At 61.9% G+C, this 15756-nt stretch carries 15 protein-coding genes; 7 read left to right on the top strand and 8 right to left on the bottom strand.

Annotated features, from left to right (window positions below; translation table 11 throughout):
• Nucleotides 1-269: 269 nt before the first annotated feature.
• Nucleotides 270-1418, top strand: a complete 1149-nt coding sequence (locus VKR55_RS12305; protein WP_324403298.1) for an MFS transporter — start codon at nt 270-272, stop codon at nt 1416-1418.
• A 22-nt stretch (nt 1419-1440) separates the two neighbouring features.
• Here the strand turns inward: VKR55_RS12305 and VKR55_RS12300 are convergent, their stop codons facing one another.
• Nucleotides 1441-2184, bottom strand: a complete 744-nt coding sequence (locus VKR55_RS12300) for an SDR family oxidoreductase (RefSeq protein ID WP_324403296.1) — start codon at nt 2182-2184, stop codon at nt 1441-1443.
• A gap of 199 nt (nt 2185-2383) precedes the next feature.
• Between VKR55_RS12300 and VKR55_RS12295 the strand changes: the two genes are divergently transcribed.
• Complete coding sequence (locus VKR55_RS12295; protein WP_324403294.1) at nt 2384-3439, top strand: Glu/Leu/Phe/Val family dehydrogenase; 1056 nt, start codon at nt 2384-2386, stop codon at nt 3437-3439.
• Between the two features lie 10 nt (nt 3440-3449).
• Complete coding sequence (argE, locus tag VKR55_RS12290; protein ID WP_324403292.1) at nt 3450-4601, top strand: acetylornithine deacetylase; 1152 nt, start codon at nt 3450-3452, stop codon at nt 4599-4601.
• 131 nt (nt 4602-4732) lie between these two features.
• On the opposite strand, the gene VKR55_RS12285 is transcribed toward argE, so the two are convergent.
• On the bottom strand, nt 4733-5464 hold the full coding sequence (locus VKR55_RS12285; protein ID WP_324403290.1) for an alanyl-tRNA editing protein: 732 nt from the start codon (nt 5462-5464) through the stop codon (nt 4733-4735).
• Between the two features lie 92 nt (nt 5465-5556).
• Nucleotides 5557-6384 (bottom strand): AraC family transcriptional regulator, encoded by an 828-nt coding sequence (locus VKR55_RS12280; protein WP_324403287.1) that lies wholly within the window; start codon nt 6382-6384, stop codon nt 5557-5559.
• A gap of 175 nt (nt 6385-6559) precedes the next feature.
• Between VKR55_RS12280 and VKR55_RS12275 the strand changes: the two genes are divergently transcribed.
• Genes VKR55_RS12275 through VKR55_RS12265 form a run of 3 tightly spaced genes read left to right on the top strand, consistent with a single transcriptional unit; the run spans nt 6560 to nt 8396 of the window.
• A complete protein-coding gene (locus VKR55_RS12275; RefSeq protein WP_324403285.1) occupies nt 6560-7714 on the top strand; it encodes an acyl-CoA dehydrogenase family protein in 1155 nt (384 codons plus the stop codon).
• A 2-nt stretch (nt 7715-7716) separates the two neighbouring features.
• On the top strand, nt 7717-8091 hold the full coding sequence (locus tag VKR55_RS12270) for an antibiotic biosynthesis monooxygenase family protein (RefSeq protein ID WP_324403283.1): 375 nt from the start codon (nt 7717-7719) through the stop codon (nt 8089-8091).
• Nucleotides 8091-8396 carry a YciI family protein gene (locus VKR55_RS12265; RefSeq protein WP_324403281.1) on the top strand — a complete coding sequence of 102 codons (306 nt, stop codon included), beginning with the start codon at nt 8091-8093 and terminating at the stop codon, nt 8394-8396. The genes VKR55_RS12270 and VKR55_RS12265 overlap by 1 nt, the downstream gene beginning before the upstream one ends.
• 77 nt (nt 8397-8473) lie before the next feature.
• Here the strand turns inward: VKR55_RS12265 and VKR55_RS12260 are convergent, their stop codons facing one another.
• Together VKR55_RS12260 and VKR55_RS12255 are read right to left on the bottom strand one after the other, a co-directional pair.
• Nucleotides 8474-9088 (bottom strand): TetR/AcrR family transcriptional regulator, encoded by a 615-nt coding sequence (locus tag VKR55_RS12260; protein WP_324403279.1) that lies wholly within the window; start codon nt 9086-9088, stop codon nt 8474-8476.
• A gap of 59 nt (nt 9089-9147) precedes the next feature.
• Complete coding sequence (locus tag VKR55_RS12255; RefSeq protein ID WP_324403276.1) at nt 9148-10320, bottom strand: acyl-CoA dehydrogenase family protein; 1173 nt, start codon at nt 10318-10320, stop codon at nt 9148-9150.
• Between the two features lie 453 nt (nt 10321-10773).
• Here VKR55_RS12255 and VKR55_RS12250 point away from each other — a divergent pair, with 453 nt between their 5' ends.
• The gene (locus VKR55_RS12250) at nt 10774-11379 is read left to right on the top strand and encodes a LabA-like NYN domain-containing protein (protein WP_324403274.1); all 606 of its coding nucleotides are present in this window, start codon (nt 10774-10776) and stop codon (nt 11377-11379) included.
• Between the two features lie 78 nt (nt 11380-11457).
• Here VKR55_RS12250 and VKR55_RS12245 read toward each other — a convergent pair whose 3' ends face one another.
• The 3 genes from VKR55_RS12245 to VKR55_RS12235 all read right to left on the bottom strand — a co-directional run bounded on the left by VKR55_RS12245 (nt 11458) and on the right by VKR55_RS12235 (nt 15406).
• Nucleotides 11458-11847 (bottom strand): response regulator transcription factor, encoded by a 390-nt coding sequence (locus VKR55_RS12245; RefSeq protein WP_324403271.1) that lies wholly within the window; start codon nt 11845-11847, stop codon nt 11458-11460.
• A gap of 194 nt (nt 11848-12041) precedes the next feature.
• On the bottom strand, nt 12042-12734 hold the full coding sequence (locus VKR55_RS12240; RefSeq protein ID WP_324403269.1) for a response regulator transcription factor: 693 nt from the start codon (nt 12732-12734) through the stop codon (nt 12042-12044).
• Nucleotides 12731-15406, bottom strand: a complete 2676-nt coding sequence (locus VKR55_RS12235; RefSeq protein ID WP_324403268.1) for a PAS domain S-box protein — start codon at nt 15404-15406, stop codon at nt 12731-12733. The genes VKR55_RS12240 and VKR55_RS12235 overlap by 4 nt, the downstream gene beginning before the upstream one ends.
• Between the last annotated feature and the right edge of the window lie 350 nt (nt 15407-15756).

Here is a 15756-nt window from a genome sequence, read left to right as displayed (position 1 = left end):
GGCAAGACCAATCCCGCAGCGGATGAGTTGCAGGTTGCTGGCGGCGCGTGGTCCAGAACAAGGCACCGTGTGTAGCAAAGATGGGAGGCGAAAAATGACTGCCGCCGAGCGGTTCTCGATGCCCGAGCAATCCGGCGCGACAAGCTCGTCGCCGTCTTTCAGACGATTGGCCATCGCCTCGTCGCTTGGTTCGGCGATCGAACAATACGATTTCTTTGTATACGCCTTTACGGCACCGGTAGTGTTCGACCGCTTTTTTCTTTCCGAAGATGGATTCCGTCGCGAGTACGCTCGCGGTCTACGCAACCTTCGCCGTTGGCTTCGTGGCCCGCCCGCTCGGGGGAATTGTGTTCGGTCACTACGGGGATCGCTTGGGACGCAAGTCGACGCTGATCGCGACGTTCCTCCTGATGGGCATCGCCAGCTTCTTCATAGGGTGCCTGCCCAGCTATGACTCGATCGGGCTTTGGGCTCCTGTTGGTCTCGTGGTCCTTCGGTTCATCCAGGGCTTTGCGTTTGGCGGAGAATACATGAACGCGGTGTCCCTGACGCTGGAGAATGCACCTTCGATGCGGCGAGGTTTCTTCGCGTCCTGGATTAATGCCGCTGGCCCGGTCGGCGTGATTGCTGCCTCAGGGCTCATCGCTCTTCTGGGCGCCACCTCCTCGCGCGAAGCGTTTGCGAACTGGGTCTGGCGAGTGCCATTCCTCTTGAGCCTGCTGCTCGTCGTGATTGGCACATATATGCGCGCTCAAGTGGACGAATCCGCGCTGTTTCTCTCCGCCCGAGCCAAAGCCGAAGATGAGCGAGCGCCTCTGATTGCCATTATGAGGTCCTGGAAAAAGCCCGTCCTGCAGGGATGCCTGGTGAACATGGTGCACAGCTCATTCTTCTACATGAGCACCATCTTCGTCCTTGGCTATGCCATCAAGGCATTGCGCATGGCGCCGTCCTCGATCACATCCGGTACAACCGTCGCCAACATCATCGAAATGTGCGCCGTTCCCTTGATCGCAGGGTTCAGCGACAAGCTTGGCCGTCGACCGTTCATCATTCTTGGGATCGTGCTGGCTGCCATTTGGTATCCGATATTCTTCCAGATTGTCCTGACCAGGAATGCGATGGCAATCATGGGCGGTTTCGTCGTCTCACTCGGCTTGATTCATGCTCTGATGTTTGCGCCGGAAGCGGCATTCACTGCTGAACTGTTCCCGACCAGAGTTCGTGCCAGTGGCAGCTCGCTCGGCAAGCAGTTGGGTATTGTCCTCGGGGGCGGATTGGCCCCGCTGATCGGTACCGCGCTGATGGGATCGGGAGCGAGCTTCACTCCGGTGATCCTGTATTTTGAAGTCATCGCTGCTCTGGCTCTGATCGGCGTGCTTCTGGCTCCGGAGAATGCGCGCAAAGCCTTGGAGTAAGCCGGCCAACAAGGGCGTGTTTTTATAAGGTGAACTGGCATAGCCCGCCGTCCACGAGCAGATTCTGGCCGGTGAGGTAGGATGCGCTCTTGCTGCAAAGAAAAGCGCATGCGGCGCCGAACTCTTCCGGAAGCCCACCGCGGCCGGCCGGGACCCTGGCGATCAGCCGTGCGGCCGTTTCACCGAGCTCCTTGATGCGCTCAGTCAGCACCGTGCCCGGGAGCAGGTTGTTGATGGTCACGTTGTGTCTGGCGATCTGGCGGGACACGCCTGCGACATAGCCCGTGAGCGCCAGCCGTGTAGCGGTCGAGAGATCAAGGTTCTCCACCGGCATTCGGACCGTCATCGACGTGATGTTGACGATCCGGCCGAAGCCGCGGGCGATCATGCCGTCAACGCTGGACCGGATCAGCTCGACGCTTGAGAGAAGATTGGTACGAATGGCGCGATCCCAATCCTCAAAAGACAGCTCACGAAAATCCCTGCTTGGCGGGCCGCCGGCGTTCGTCACCAGAATGTCCATTGCCGCGGTCCCGGCCAGCGCCGACTTCAAACCGTCGGCTGCTGCAAGGTCACATGCGATGAGGTCGGGTCGACGTCGGGTCTCCTTTTCAATCCGGCCGGCAGCTTCGTGAAGCGCCGCCGGCCGGCGCGACAACAGCGTGACGTTCACACCTTCCTGGGCCAGCGCCAAGGCGCAGGCATAGCCGAGCCCCTGTGAGGCGCCGCAAACGAGCGCCTTCCGGCCGGCGATTCCCAGATCCATTCGCGTGCTCCTGCGTCGTCCTCGGCAGGATCGTCGATAGGCTTGCGGCCGTATTGTAAGAAGTTGAGAGAGCGCGAGTGTGTCGACGATCCGCCACGCGCAAGTTTGCAAATTTCTACAATATCGTCGCCGCGGGTGCCGCTAGGTTTTGGCCACGGTCAGAGTACACCCGTCAAAATAAAGCCTCGGCGGAGATCAAATGGTGTTTTCCTGTGATGCGTTCGACTCCCATGAGGAAGTCGTCTTCGTTTCCGATCCTGCCTGCGGATTGCGCGGGATCATTGCCGTTCACAGCACGGTGCTTGGTCCGGCCATCGGCGGCTGCCGCATCCTGCCATATGCCGATGATACCAGCGCATTGCGCGATGGTCTGCGTCTGTCGCGCGGAATGGCCTACAAGGCGGCGGCGGCCGATGTCCCGTTTGGCGGCGGCAAGGCGGTCGTCATGGCCGATCCGTCCACGCAGAAGTCTCCCGAACTGTTGCGCGCGTTGGGCCGGTTCATCGATGGGCTCGGCGGGCGGTACATTACCGGCGAGGATGTCGGCACGACCGCTGCCGACATGGTGGAAATCAGACGGGCCACGCCGTATGTGATGGGCATGCCGGAAGAGCAAGGTGGCAGCGGCGACCCGTCGCCGCGCACGGCGCTCGGCTGCTTCGTCGGCATCGAAGCGAGCGCCAGTCATGCCTGGGGCCATAGCAATCTGCCCGGCGCGCGCGTCCTGGTGCAGGGGTTAGGCAATGTCGGGTTCAATCTTTGCCGCTTGCTCGCGGGCGCCGGCGCGACGCTCCTGGTTTCGGATATCAGGCGCGAGGTTGTCGACAGATGCGTGGATGCATTCGGCGCGGAAGCCGTTCATCCCGATGCGGTGATCGATACCCCCGCCGATATCTACGCGCCTTGCGCACTCGGCGGCGTGATCAACGACCGCAGCATCGAACGACTGCGCGTCAGGGTCGTTGCCGGCGGCGCCAACAATCAATTGGAAGAGCTGCATCATGGCGATGCACTGCGGTCCCGCGGAATCCTTTACGCGCCCGACTATGTGATCAATGCCGGCGGCATGATTCAGCTTGCGATGGAGCGCCTGGGACGGGACCGCGAGGAAACCGAACGGCGCGTCCGCAACATCCGCGGCACACTCACATCGATCTATCGAATTGCCGATGCGGAAAATGTCGCGACGAACGTCGCCGCCGACCGGTTGGTCGAGCGCAAACTGCAATCCCGCTCCGCGGCTGCAGCAGCGTGAGTGGCGTCACATGGACTCGCGATCGATCTTGAAGGAGTTGATTGCGTTCGACACCTCGGCGCAATTCTCCAATCTATCTTTTGTCCAGTTCGTCGCCGACATGCTGGACCGGCCGGGGCGCCGGATCCGCATTGCCCCCGGCGGCAGTGGAGCGAAAGCGAACCTGATTTGCGCGATGGGGCCTGACGAGGAGGGCGGGATTGTTCTTTCCGGTCACTCCGACGTCGTTGGCGTTGCGGGACAGAGCTGGAGCAGCGATCCCTTCAGCCTGCGCGAGGAGAGCGGCCGCTTGTACGGCCGCGGGACAGCCGACATGAAAGGCTTCATCGCTTGCTGTCTTGAACAGATGATCGCCGTTGCGCCGGATCGCTTGCGGCGTCCGATCCTTCTCGCGCTGTCCTATGACGAGGAGCTTGGCTGCGTTGGGGTGCCGGAGCTGGTTGCGGAGCTCTTGCAGCATTTTCCGCGTCCTTTGCTCGCGATCGTGGGCGAGCCAACCGAGATGAAGGTCGTCAGCGTCCATAAGGGAGCTTTTGTGCTGCGCACATCCTTCCGCGGCCGGGCGGCACATTCGAGCAATCCCCTGGCGGGAATGAATGCCATCGACCACGCGCATCGTTTCATGTCGTTTCTTTTCGAGCTTGCCGCCGAGCTTAAGGGGAAGTGCAGCAGCTCGGGCGTCGAGCCGCCTTATACGACGCTGAATGTCGGAACGATCGAGGGCGGCACGTCGCTCAATACACTCGCGCCGAATTGTACATTGACCTGGGAGTTCCGGCCGATCCCCGAGATTGACGGGCGCGCGATCTGCGCGCGTGTGGAGCAATTTGTGGATCATCTCCGGAGCGAGATGAAAGCGAGCATCGCCGACGCCGATATCGTGATGGAGCGCGTTGGGACCGTTCTTCCGCTGTGCTGGCAGCCGAAGAACGCAGCGGAGCGTTTCATCGAAGGCTTGACCGGGTCCGCCGTCGCGTTGGCATCCGTGCCGTTTGGGACGGATGCCGGATATTTCCAGGCGGCCGACATTCCAACAGTGATCATGGGACCTGGCTCGATCGCCCAGGCCCACCAGCCGGACGAATGGATCGCCATCAGCGAGCTAAAGGCGGCAAGCGATTTCCTTTCGCGGGTTGTCGCGAGTGCCGCGGTGCCGTCATGAGTCCTCACCCACGTCGGTGCGATCGACCGGAATGTCTTTTCGCCCATAACGGCGCCGGCACGAAGTTCGGCAAGTTTGCACCATTCATCGCCGCCTGGCTGATCGCTGGCCGCGGCCAGTTGCCGTCGCAATCAGGTGCCGGGCGCCAGCCCAACGAGCCCGATCTTCACACGGCGATTGTGGCGGCCCTTGTTGTCGATCTTCAACACGCGCACCAGGCGCGAGTGTCCGGTTGAGGCGAGGTGGGTGCCGCCGCAGGCTTGCCGGTCGAGCCCTGCAATTTCGACAATGCGGATCTTGCCGTCCGATGTCGGAGGCGGCGCAACGCTTCGCGTCCTGATCAGGCCGGGTTCATCGATGGCGTCGTCCATCGGCATGTAACTGTCGCCGACTGCGAGATCCTGGCGGATCGCATCGTTGATCGGGCCATCGAGCGCACGAAGGCGCTCGTTGTCGGCATCCGGCAGATCAAAGTCCATGCGGGCCGTGCCGTCGGGATTCATCTGCACGCCGGTGACGAGCGCGCCGTTGAACTGCTGATAGACGAAGGCGTTCAGGAGGTGCGTGTCGGTGTGAAGCTCGCGCATCATCTGGCGAAAATCCGGATCGGCCACGGCTTGCACGCGGCCCGATAGCTCCACCGCATCGGCCAGCAATATCCAGATCCGCCCGCCATAGGGTTCGAAGCCGGTGACGGTCGCTTCGCCGCCGTTCCAGCGAATGAGACCCTTGTCCGGCAATTGGCCTCCGCCGCCCGGAAAGAACGGCGATTCCGCCAGCATCAACCGACCCGGCTCCGCCTTGATGATGTCGGTCTCGAGAGAGAGCGTTTCCGGATTTTCATGGTAGAAGAGCCGCGACATGCGATGTTCACCTTGAGCCTGTTCATCTTCGATTGCGCTTATCTCGGGTGCCGTTCGCCCAAGATATTGGAAAAAATTGCGTCCTTGCCATGTCAGCCTGCGGCCCGGGCGTATTGCCGCGGCGTGATGCCGTAGCAGCGCTTGAAATGATGAGTGAACGCCGCCTGATCATAGAAGCCGCATACGATCGCCGTATGTGCGATCGTCTCGCCTCTCGCGAGATGACCGCAGGCACGAGCGAGGCGAATCTGGGTCAAATAAGCGTGCGGCGTCAATGAGACCGTCCGCTTGAACAACCCGATCAGTTGAAACGGCGTCAGCCCGACCTGCCCCGCCAGGTCATCAAGTGAAAGATGGTCGTGATAGCGGTCCTGCATGATCGCATCGACGGCCGCCAGCAACGTCCGATCCTTCGGGGCCGCCAGTGGCGGCGGACTGCCATCGGCGTGGCGCTGGAACAGGGTCGCGAACGCGTCCAGAAAGAGCTCGCGCGTCCGAAGGCGGTCGGTGCCTCGTTCGAGTTCGCCATGCAAGCGCAGGAACCAGCGGATCAGGTCCTCGTCGCCGAACTCGTTGCGGCAGAAATAGCCGGGTCGGCTGGTGCCGAGCCCGCGGGTGAGATCATCGATCGTGCTCCTTGGGACATAGAATGCGCGATAGCGCCATTCGTGGCTGCGGCCCATCCAGCCCGAATGAGGCTCGCCGGGATTGAAGACGAACAATTTGGAGGTTTGGGCGCGGCCGACCACGCCGCGGCTCTTGATCTCGGCGCCGCCGGATTCGGTTGCGGCGACCACGAAGCCCTCATGAACATGAGGCGCGAATTCCTGCGTGGTGAACGCGGCGCACATCAAGGACAGGCCGGGCGTCGCCAGGTCATTCCAGTAGCGCGCGGTATTGCGGGGATCGTGGCGGGCCATGGCGAACCCTTAAAGACAATGCTCACATCGGGCCTAAACCGGTGCTCTCGTCCGAGGGTCCAGCAAATACTTGCCGAAGTCAACTATCTTGTTGTCCTGTTCCAATCGCAATTTTTGCCAATACGCCCGGCGCGACGACGCCATAAGTCCGGTTCAAACGGAGCCGGAGATCACGATGCTCACCGAAGGACAACGCCGGGTGCGGCAAATGGCGCGCCAGTTTGCGCAAAAGGAGCTTGCCCCGGGCGCCGCCGAGCGCGATCGCGCGCCGCGGTTCCCGCGCGAGGCGTTTGGCAAGATGGCCGAGCTCGGCATGATGGGCATGGTCGTGCCGGAGGAGCACGGCGGTTCCGGGCTCGACTACGTCTCCTATGCGCTGGCCGTGATGGAAATCGCCGCGGCCGACGGCGCAGTATCAACCGCGTTCCAGGTACACAATTCGCTGGTCTCTCTGGCGCTCCTCAACTACGGCAACGAAGACCAGAACAAACGCTATTTGCGTCCGTTGGCCAAAGGCGAACGATTGGGCGCGTTTTGTCTGACCGAGCCGGACGCGGGATCCGACGCGGCCGCGATCAAGACGCGCGCCCGTCGTCGGGGCAACGTTTTCGTCCTTAATGGGTCCAAGCAATTCATCACGTCGGGCAAGAGTGCCGACCTCGCCATTGTGTTCGCTGTGACCGATCCGGAAGCTGGAAAAAAGGGGCTCTCGGCCTTTGTCGTGCCGACGAGCTCGCCCGGCTACAAGGTCGCGCGCGTCGAACACACCATGGGCCAGCGCGGCTCCGATCATTGCCACGTCGTCTTCGAGGATTGCGAGGTGCATCCCGAGCAGATGCTCGGTGAGGAGGGGCGGGGACTGAAGATCGCACTCGCGAGCCTGGAGGCCGGGCGCATCGGCGTTGCCGCGCAATCGGTCGGCATGGCGCGCGCAGCCTACGACTGCGCACTGGCCTACGCGAAGCAGCGCAAGACCTTCGGCAAGGCGATCATCGAGCACCAGGCGATTGCGTTCCGTCTGGCCGATATGGCGACCTCGCTCCAGGCCGCGGAGCTTATGGTGCTGCGGGCGGCCGCCCTGAAGGACGCCGGTGAGCCCTGCCTGAAGGCGGCCTCGATGGCGAAGCTGTTCGCCTCGCAAGCCGCGGAAAGAATCTGCTCCGCCGCGATCCAGGTCCACGGCGGCTATGGCTATCTCAACGACTTTCCGGTCGAGCGTATCTATCGCGATGTTCGCGTTTGCTCGATCTATGAGGGATCTTCCGAAATCCAGCGGCTGGTGATTTCGCGTCAGCTCGCCCGTGAGGAGCAGTTTGAGGGAGTGCAGTAGCAATGATCGCACGATTGTGGTGCGGTCGGGCCGGCGCGCAAGCGGCGCCCGACTATGTCAAGCATATCGCCGAGACGGTGTTCCCGTCGCTTCAGGGGATGCGCGGACATCGCGGCGCCGAGCTGTTGCGCCGAACCGTCGACAACAAGGTCGAGTTTCTTGCCGTGACCTATTGGGATTCGCTTGACGATATCAGGCAGTTTGCCGGAAGCAACATAGAGCTCGCCAAAATCGAACCCCGTGCGGAAGAGCTTTTGTCGGACTACGACTCCTTTGCCCGGCACTATGAGCTTGTCCATCGTGCGAGCGATCCACGTGACGGGCGAATGATCCTGCCAGGCAAGGCCGGAGCGGGCGGGGTGAAAGGAGCTTCGTGATGCAATTTCTCGTGCTGGCCTATGATGGTACGGACAAAGACGCCAAGGCCCGTCGCCAGGCGGTGCGCCCGGCGCACTTTGCGGGCATCGGGCCGATGGTTGAGTGCGGCGAGTTGCGCGCGGCCGGCGCCATACTCGACGACGCCGGCGACATGATCGGATCCGTGATCTTTGCAGACTTTCCAACTCGTGACCATCTCGATGCGTGGCTCGCCCGTGAGCCCTACGTTGCGGAGAAGGTGTGGCAGAGCATCGAGGTGAAGCCATTTCGGATTGCCATCCTCGACGGCAAGATTACGCCGTGACGCCGTGATGCTCACCTCGCCGAGCGCGCTCGCTCAGGCCGAGGCGTTCTTCTCTGCCTCACGTCTGTGGAGCGCCGTTACGTCCTGAGAAACCCCTCGTGCAACGTCGCGAACATCGCTTTTCCCTTCTTCATGAGGTCGTATTTCCGGCCATAGAGCAGCCAGACGGCTGTCACGTGGCACATGCCGCCCATCAATAGCGACATCGCAAGGTACGGATCGAGGTTCTTCTGGTATGCGCCGGATCGAATGGCCTGCTTGATCAGCTGCACGTAGCGCAGGGCGTACTTGTCAACGGATCTCCTGATCCTCGGCTCGGCCGCGATGACACTCGGCCAGATTTCCAGAAAGAAGACGCGTCCCCAGCCCGGGTTCTCTCTGATGTATTCGAAGTTCGATAGATAGGTGATCTTGAGCTGTACGACGGGATCGGGGCCGGCCTTGAGCAACAGCGGCTCGGCCTTCTCATAGAGAGCTGCGAAGTTGTCCTCGGGCACCTCGATCACGAGCGCCTGCTTGTCTTCGAAATAGTCGTAAAGGCTGGACAAGGGCACCTTTGCGTGACTTGCGATCTCGGTCAGCGATGTCCGGTCGATGCCTTTCGCGCCGAACAGCTTTGTCGCAGCGGAGAGGATCTGCTGCCGGCGATCGCGGCTCCGCTGCTGTTTCAATTTCACGGTCGTTCCTGCCACCCGTCCAGTCTCCCTCGATGCCGCTTCGCGCGTCCGGAAAGATCAAGTTACCCTGGCGATCAGTTCGGCGCGTTCTTGCGATCAAAAGTCCTGAACGCATTGCGGGCGATGATCTGCCGCATCATCTCCGACGTACCGTCGAGAATGCGCACCACGCGCGTCTCGCGCCAGATGCGTTCGATCGGAAGGTCTTTCGAGTAGCCCGAGCCGCCGAACAATTGAAGCGTGGTATCAGCCACGCGCTGGACCATTTCGGCGCCGGTATATTTCGACAGGGCCGCCGCCGCAGTGCGCTCCGCGGCATCGCCCCGATCGTAGCGCCAGGCCGCTTCATAGGCGACGAGGCGCGCGGCATGAAGCGAGGCCGCCATGTCGGCAATCGTCCATTCGATGCCTTGGTGATCGCGCAGCCTGCGGCCGAACGTTTCGCGTCGCGAAACGTGCTCGAGCGCATGGCTCAGAAGCTGCGACGCGGCGCCGACGCAATAGGCGCCCCAATGTGTCCTTCCCGCATCGAGACATCGCATCGCGATGCCGAAGCCCGCGCCTTCCTCGCCGAGCAGGCAACTCCGCGGCACGCGGCAATCCTCGAAGATCACCTCGGCGTGGGCGCTGCCCCGGCCGGCGGCCATCTCGATCGCGCGTCCGATGCGCAGGCCCGCCGTCCTCGCATCGATTGCAAAGGCGGAGATGCCTTTGGCGCCGGCAGAGGCATCATGGGTGGCAAAGACCGTGAGCACGCCGGCGACCGGCGCGTTGGTGATGTAGGTCTTCCTTCCGTTCAAGATGTAATTCGCACCATCGCGCCGGACGCGCGTTGTGATCCGCGCCGCATCGGACCCGGCCTCGGGCTCCGTTAGCGCAAATGCGGCGATCACCCGCCCCCTGGCGAGATCCGGCAGCCATCTGTCGCGAATTTCCGGGCGCGCATGGAATTCGATGGCCTTCGAGCCGATGTGGACGTTGACGCCGCAGAGATAATAGAAGGCGGCGTGCGCCTTTGCGAGCTCTTCGATGGCGAGACAACTGCCCAACATGGAGAGCCCGAGGCCGCCATGCTCTCTCGGCGTGTTCGTGCCGAACAGACCCATGCTGCGGAGGCCAGCCATCGCACTTTCGGGCACCAGGCCGGTTTGCTCGATGGACGCATCATGCGGCTGCAGTTGCGTCCGGACGAATTCCCGCACGCGATTTTGCCAAATGACGAGCTCATCGGGCAGCGCGAAATTCATGGGTCACCGAAAGTCGAATAATCTTCGAAAAAAAGATCTGCGCCGCTCCGGCTGGAATGTCAAGTTTCCGGGCAGGCTCTGCTCCTGTGGTCTCCGTCACCGGGGAGCGCCGGCCCCGCCAATTTCGGTGAGCGAAACGCGGACCGTGCGCTGTCACCCGCCCAGCGCGCCCAGGATGCTCGGCTGAACGCCCGGAGGCGACGGCGCATGAGTTCATCCGACCAGAACCTGTCCTGCCCTAAACGTTCGTATAGCTCTCGCATACTTTTCCATATCGGGCGCTAACCTCGGTACAATTGAGCTGCAAACCCGCGCATTCTACCCTCGCTGCCCAATTGCAAAACTGATTGCAGGCGATGGAATAGTCGCGGCGCCGGCAGGCGTGCGTCCAGTTTGGAGGATCCGGCTGCCTGCCTTGATCTCCGAATGTCTCCGCGAGAGGTTGTTGGCACAATGACGGTTTCCTCCAACATCGCGCTGTTCATCGATGGCGCCAATCTCTATGCGACGGCCAAGACGCTCGGCTTCGATATCGATTACAGACGACTGCTCAAGGAATTTCAGGACCGCGGCATGCTGCTGCGCGCATTCTATTACACGGCGATCATCGAGGATCAGGAGTATTCCTCCGTCCGTCCGCTGATCGATTGGCTCGACTACAACGGCTATACCGTCGTCACCAAGGCGACCAAGGAGTACATCGACGCCAGCGGCCGCCGCAAATTGAAGGGCAGCATGGATATCGAACTCGCCGTCGATGCCATGGACGTCGCCGCGCATGTCGACCAGATAGTGCTGTTTTCCGGTGACGGCGACTTTCGCCCGCTGGTCGAAGCAGTGCAGCGCCGCGGCGTTCGCGTGACGGTCGTTTCGACCATCTCGAGCCAGCCGCCGATGATCGCCGACGAGCTGCGTCGTCAGGCTGACGTCTTCATCGATCTCGCGGAATTGCGCACCAGGATCGCCCGCGAACCCGTGGGGCGGCTGGTCCCGCGCGAACCGCGCTCTTTCGGTGCTGGGCTGAGTCCGGCTCAGCAACGAGACCTTGGCGGCTCCTGACCGCGACCACCGGTCGCAAATCCGGCAACGCGAACGCGAGCGCGTTCGTTGTCTTCGCGTTGAGGCGAGGGGGCGATCTCATTTCCCTGCTTCGTCGCGGCCTGCTTCCAGGGCGGTCTCGAGGCACCTGATCAGGTTCGGAACGGCGAAGGGCTTTGCCAGAAAGCAGATGGCTCCGGCCTTAGCCGCCCTCGCGCGCAGGTTTTCATCGGGGAAGGCCGTGATGAAGATGAAGGGTGCATCATGGCCGTTGGCGCGCATCGCCCCCAGCAGGTCCAGACCGCTCATCGCCGACATCTGCACGTCCGCAATGACGCATGATGTTTCATTGAGATGCGGCGAGCGCAGAAACTCCTCAGCAGAAGCAAAGGTATGGACGATATAGCCGCGCGATCTCAGGAGATTGTTGGTCGCAACCCGGATCGAGGCGTCATCGTCAATGACCGAAATGACCGAAGGCGCGGGCAAGACGACCCTCCTGAGGCGGGAAGGCTTGCCAAAGCTTTGCCGGCCCGTCGGAAGGGTGGGCTTACGCGCCGAAATTGTAAAATCATACTTAGGTTTGTAGGGCTGGTGCGCGAAACGCTTCGATCGAAGCGCAGTGGCGCTGCAGGCCGTTGTTGCGCATGATCTTTCTTGGAGCGCCCGTATCCGCCTTTGCATTAGCGCGGCCCGGCGGGCTCGCTCGAAGGCTTGGTGGGACGGATTCCGAGCGCTTCGGTCATTCTGATCAAATCCGCCAGCGACTTCGCCTTCATCTTCTTCATGATATGCCCGCGATAGATCTTGACGGTAATCTCGGCAAGGTCCAGCTCTGCCGCGATCTGCTTGTTCATCAGGCCGGCGGCAACGAAGCCCAGCACCTCGCGTTCGCGACTGCTCAAGGTGTCGAATAGCGCCTGCAGGCCCGCGATCGCATTGTCGGATTCCCGCCGCCTGCGATCCTTGTCGATCGCACTAACCACGGCATCGAGCAGGTCCTGATCGCGAAACGGCTTGGTGAGGAAATCGACCGCACCGCCTTTCATCGCCCGCACGGTCATCGGAATATCGCCGTGTCCGGTGATGAAAATAATGGGGATGAGAATGTTCGCCCTGGCGAATTCAGCCTGCAGATCGAGTCCGCTCAATCCCGGAAGGCGGATATCGAGCACCAGGCAGCTCGCCACATCGGGCAGCTTGCCTTTCAACAATTCGGCGGCCGAACCGAACGCCTCGACCTCAAGTCCTACCGATTGAATGAGATTGGTGAGGGCCCGGCGCATGGAGGGGTCGTCGTCGATAACGAAGACGATCGGCTCCTTGACTTCCTTGCCGCTCGCAAGCTCGCGCGGAGATCCGGGTCGCTCGGTCACACCGTGTCCCCTCCGTGCGCCGGCAGGACGAATTGGAAGTTCGCGCCGCTACCCTCGTTGCGGGAAGCCGACAGGCGTCCCTCGTGAGCTTCCACGATTGAGCGGCAGATGGAAAGTCCCATGCCCATGCCGCTGGATTTGGTGGTGTAGAACGGCGTGAACATGCGTTCCGCGTCCGCATCGGCGATTCCGACGCCGTTGTCGGCGACGGTCAGAAAAACCCTGTCGACGCCGTGCCGGCCCGACTGGATCGTCAGTTCGCGCGGTCGATCTGCTACCGATTCCATGGCTTCCACCGCGTTCATCGCCAGATTGATGATCACTTGCTGGAGCTGGATCCGATCACCGAAAATCCGGGGCAGATCGGGCGCGAGTTGCAGCTTCAGCACGACTTCGTGGCTCGAAAGTTCGCGCTGCACCAGCGCCATGGCGTCGCTTGCGACATTGTTGATGTCGAGCGATGCCTTTTCGATGTCGGTCTTTTTCGCAAGCGCGCGAACGTGCCTGATCACCTCGCTCGCCCGGTTGCCATCTTCGACAATCCACTCCACCGAGCGCCGCGCCGCATCGAGATCGGCAGGATTGCGGTCGAGCCAGCTCATGCACGCCTCGGCGTTGGCGATCACGGCCGCGAGGGGCTGGTTGATCTCGTGTGCGATGGAGGCGGTCAGTTCGCCGAGCGTCGTCACGCGCGTCACATGGGCAAGCTCGGCCTGTGCTTTGCGCAGCGCCTGTTCGGCCTGGTCGGCACGAATGCTTGCGGTGATGTCGGTGCTGACGCCGCGATAGCCGAGAAAATCTCCGTTGGCGTCAAAGACGGGTTTGCCGCTGGTACGGACGTAGATCGGGGATCCCTTGCGGTTTTCGGTGCGGTACACCAGATCGCGGAAGGGCAGATGCGCTTCGAGTGTCGCCCGATGCTGCGTCCATTTCTCAGGTTCGGATTCGAGGTCGGCGGCAATTTCCCAGCGCTGCGCGCCGGCCGCGGCGGACTCCGGAATGCCGGCCGCGCTGGTATGCTCGGAGAAATGCGTGATCCGGTGGTTCGGCCCGGTCTCCCACAGCCAGTCAGACGCCGTCTCGGCATAATCGCGGAAGCGCTGCTCGCTCTCGCGCAGCGCCAGAAAGGCCTTTTCCAGCCTTTCCCTCGCCGCGTGTTGTTCGGTCACATCCATATGCGTGCCCAGGATTTCACTGACCTTGCCATCACTGTCGAGGAGGGGGTGCGCCACGGAATGAATGCGCCTTGTCGCGCCGCCGGGCAGCACGATTCGAAAATCGAATTCGAACTTTCCTTGCCTCGCCCGCACCGCCTGTCGCACCACCTCGCCAAGCATTTGCAGGTCTTCCGCGGGAATACGCGACTGGATCTCTTTCGCCGATGCGCCGTGTTCCGGGTCGAAGCCGAACAGCCGATAGACTTCGGCCGAGCGATAGACGAAGTCGTCGCGGTGGACATCCCAGGACCAGCTGCCGGTGTGGCTCAAATGCTGGGCTTCCTCCAGGTAGGCTTCGCTGCGGCGCAGCCGCTCTTCCGACAGCCTGGCGGCCGTGACATCGGTCACTGCCCCGACGAACTCAAGGCTGTCGGACGCGTTGATCGTCGCGCGCGCCAGGGCATGCACATGCTTCACCGAGCCGTCAGGCATGAGAAGCCGGTACTCGTGCTCGAAATCCTTCTGGTCGCGTGCCGCCTGATCGACGGTGCTTTGCACGGCGGCACGATCGTCCGGATGCGTGCGCTCGACAACCAGCTGAAGCGTTGGTCTGGTCGCGGGATCGCATCCAAAGATCCGAAATGTCTCCGCTGTCCAGATGATCTCGCCGGTGTCGACCCGCCAGCCGAAGCTGCCGGTGTGGCTCAACGCTTGCGCATGAGCGAGATAGGCCTCGCTCTGCTGCAAGGCGTCTTCGGTTTGCCTCCGTTCGGTGACATCTTCGCAGGCAACCAGAATAATGAGCTTGCCGCCGGCGCGCCGCATCGCCTTGGCATTCTCGCGCACCCACAGGAACGAGCCGTCTTTCCTGATCTTCTGGATTTCCCAGGTGTGTGACTGGCCGATCGTTTCCAGGCAGACCGCAACGCATTTGCGCATGAACGCGCGGTCTTCCTCGCGAAAGACGTTGAGCACCGGCTGGCCTACCAGCTCCGCAACCGTATAGCCGAGCTGCGCGGCACCAAACGTATTGACATTCAGGACGGTGCCGTCCGCGTCGACCATGAAATACATGACCGGGTTGTGCTCGAAAACCTCCCGCCATTCCTTCTCGCTTTCGCGCAATTCAACCTGGCTGCGCCTGAGGCGCGCCTCGGCCTCGAGCGCAGCCTCCTTTTCCTGGCGGGCATTTCCGGTCAGCCAGGCCACGATCATCCCGGCCACGCAGAAGGCGGTCACCACGACGAGATCTTGCGGATCGTGGGTTGCGAGGCTCAGGATCGGCGGAGCAAAGAGATAGACCAGGCTCGCCGCCGACAGGAAGCAAAGTAGCACCGCGGCCGCGAAGCTGCCGATCAGCGAGAACAGCATGATCACGACCAGATCGGCGAAGGCGGTTGTGGCGAGGTCGGCGCGCAGCACAAAGCAAGCCAAGGTTACCAGTGCCAGCGCAAGACCGCCGAGGAAGAACTGCGCGGCTGAACCTGCAACGTTCCTGGTCTGGTTTGGCGTCATTCGCAAACCGTCCCTGTGCGGCGGATAGATTAGAGCATTTTGCGCAAAAATGCGGCAGTTCGTTCGGACATCGCCTCAGTCGTTAGACGGAAGTGGGCGCACGCCGAGTCGGCCCTGGGCCTATACCTCCGTATAACTCTCCCAACCCTTTCGATATCGCGCGATTACCTCCGTACAATTGAACAATCGCCTCCGACCGCCCTAGTGTTCGGGCCAATCGGGAACAGCCGATTGCAGCGGTCCAAATGGCCATCAAGACCGGCCCAACGGGCTTGGCTCGCAATCGCGGCGGCAAAGGCCGGAACCGGATTAGCAAGCCCGGCCTGCATGCAGCTGTGACCGAGCACGCT

It is taken from the genome of Bradyrhizobium sp., assembly GCF_035309285.1.
Lineage (GTDB): Bacteria > Pseudomonadota > Alphaproteobacteria > Rhizobiales > Xanthobacteraceae > Bradyrhizobium.
Note: the sequence above shows the minus strand (reverse complement) of the source record. Positions and strands in the feature narration are given on the sequence as shown.